Annotated in this window: 1 protein-coding gene; it reads left to right on the forward strand. The window is 49.3% G+C overall.

All coding sequences use genetic code 11. The annotated features are described in order from the left end of the window. Positions 1-459: 459 nt before the first annotated feature. Positions 460-2,698: glycoside hydrolase family 2 protein (locus tag JF818_RS07265; RefSeq protein ID WP_198891364.1), on the forward strand; the 2,239-nt coding region annotated here is incomplete at its 3' end.

Raw genomic sequence — 2,698 nt, forward strand, 5'->3', positions numbered from 1 at the left:
GGGTAGCAAAGCTGAAGGATTGCTTATCCTTCTCCAATACGGTGAGGTATGAGTAGAGATCTTCCAGATCGGGAATGATCCCTTCTTGCAAACTCTCTTCAAGGCGCAAGCCATAGAGTGTGGTGAACATCTCCTGGTTGCCAAGAAGTAAAACAGGTTCTTGCGCAAGTTCAGGAGTTCAGTCTGGGCACGTTGTTTCCTCTCCTCTACGTACTGCGACTTCCAGGCAGTGTAAAGCCCATAGGTCGTGAGCAATAGAAGCATGGTAAGGAGAGATGCCAACATAAAGGCCTTCAGATTCCATTGCAACTTGGCTTTTGCCTTCATCAACCTCTCCTTTCATACAGTTTTCTCTTGCAGTATAGATTCGTTGACTGAAAGCCTCAAGAGAGAAGCAACGAAGAATTCGCCCCTATATAAGGCGTCTATGCTATACTCATTTTTGGAGGTTTACCCTACATGCAAACACTCAATGTGAATGGAATCTGGCGTTTGAGCCCGTTGGATAATAAGGCAATCGCTCCTTATTGTCAGTATTTTTTGGAACACGAATCCATACCCTGTAATCTCCCTGGCGATATTCACTCAGCCCTTCTGGCAGCAGAGGTAATCGCAGACCCCTATATCGGTCAGCAGGAACTGGACATGCAATGGGTCGGACAACACGACTGGGTACTGAGCAAGACGTTCGATGTGGATGATTCAATGCTCACTGCAGGAAGAGCGATACTCACCCTGAAGATGGCTGATACCATTATCACCATCCATCTGAACGGCGAAGAGGTGGGCAGACTGGACAATCAGTTCCGTCGTTGGCGTTTTGACTTGGGAGATATACTCAAGCCAGGAGAGAACACACTCACGCTGACGTTCACCAGTGCAGAGAAGAAAGCTGTTGAATTGGCAGAAACCCTTCCCTATCCAATCCCCTACTCTGAGTATCCTGTCAGTGCGAAGCACCGCAATCTAGTACGCAAGAGTCAGTGTCACAGTGGTTGGGACTGGGGTCCTTGCATTCTTGCCATGGGGGTCTATGAACCGATTGAACTCTCCTTCATTGATGAAGGTATCATCGAAGAATTGACCTGCGATACCATTGAGATGGGAAAAGATCAATGGGATGCTGTAGTGCGGGTAATCTACAACGCAAAACAGGAGCAGAGCCTTGATTGCCGTCTTATGCTTGCTGGAGCAGAGCAAGAAGGGACAGTGCACATGAAGCAAGGGCTCAACAAGTTAGAGTTCCGCCTTCAGTGCAAACAGGTAAAACGATGGTGGCCCAATGGAGAAGGAAAGGCAACGCTCTATCCTTTGCAACTGAGTGTTGGCAGCCAACAGACAGAAAAACGTATCGGGTTCAGGACCTTACAGGTACGCACCGTTGCTGAACCAGACGGTGGCAAGCCCATGGTATTCAACGTCAATGGGCGTGATATCTTTGCAAAAGGTACCAACTGGATCCCACTTGACGCCCTCCCCGGTCGATTGACCCCCGATCGCTATGAGTATTTGTTGCAGTCCTGTGTTGATGCAAACATGAATATGATCCGTGTCTGGGGAGGTGGCCTCTACGAGAAAGATGTGTTCTATGACCTTTGTGATGAGAAGGGACTGCTTGTGTGGCAGGACTGCATGTTCAGCTGCTCAATGTACCCAACCAATGCTGAGTTCCTCTCCAGTGTGGAGGCAGAGCTCCGTTACCAGGTACCGAGGCTGAAGGATCATCCAAGCCTTGCTCTCTGGTGTGGGAACAACGAGGATCTGGGTGCCATCTCCTGGTACGAGGAGTCGAGAAAGAATCACATCCGCTATGTCATCGACTACGACCGACTCAATGAGGGGGTGGTAGGAAGGGTCATCAAGGAACTTGATCCAGGCAGGCAATGGTGGCCAAGCAGCCCAAGCGCTGGAGAGAATGATTACTCAGACAACTGGCATGATGACAGCAAGGGCGATATGCACTTCTGGTCGGTCTGGCATGAAGGTAAAAGCTTCGAGGAGTACTACTCCATCAACCCACGTTTTGTGAGTGAGTTCGGCTTCCAGAGTTTTCCGCTCCTGGACACGGTGAAAAGCTACGCCACAGAAGAGATGTGGAATCTTACCAGCAAGGTGATGGAACACCACCAGAAGAATCCTCGCGGCAACTCCATCATCATGGAAAACTTTACCAGGTACTACCGCTTCCCCTCTTCTTTCGCCCAAATGCTTTACCTCTCTCAGGTACAACAGGCAAAGGCGATGAAGATGGCGATCGAATACTGGAGAACCACCATGCCACACTGCATGGGAGCACTCTACTGGCAGCTGAATGACAACTGGCCTGTTGCGTCCTGGTCCTCCATCGACTACCACGGTAACTGGAAACTGCTTCACTATGCAGCAAAACGGTTCTACAGTCCCGCCCTCCCGATCGCCTACATGAAGGAAGATGGCATCGTAGAGGTCTACGTGGTAAATGACGGGCCAAAAGAGATCAAGGATGCAAAACTCTCGGTCAAGTTCTGTACCTATGAAGGGAAGAAGCTGAGCAAGATGGAATACCATATGGACTGCAAGGCTAGAAGCAGCTCTCATATGTGTACCATCAACCTCCACAAGAAACGCAAGATTGATCGGGAGAATACCTTCATCTATCTGAAACTGAAAAGCGATGATCTTTACATCGAGAATCAACTGATGTTGGAGAAGCCAAAGC

Source organism: Sphaerochaeta sp. S2, from assembly GCF_016406725.1.
Lineage (GTDB): Bacteria > Spirochaetota > Spirochaetia > Sphaerochaetales > Sphaerochaetaceae > Sphaerochaeta.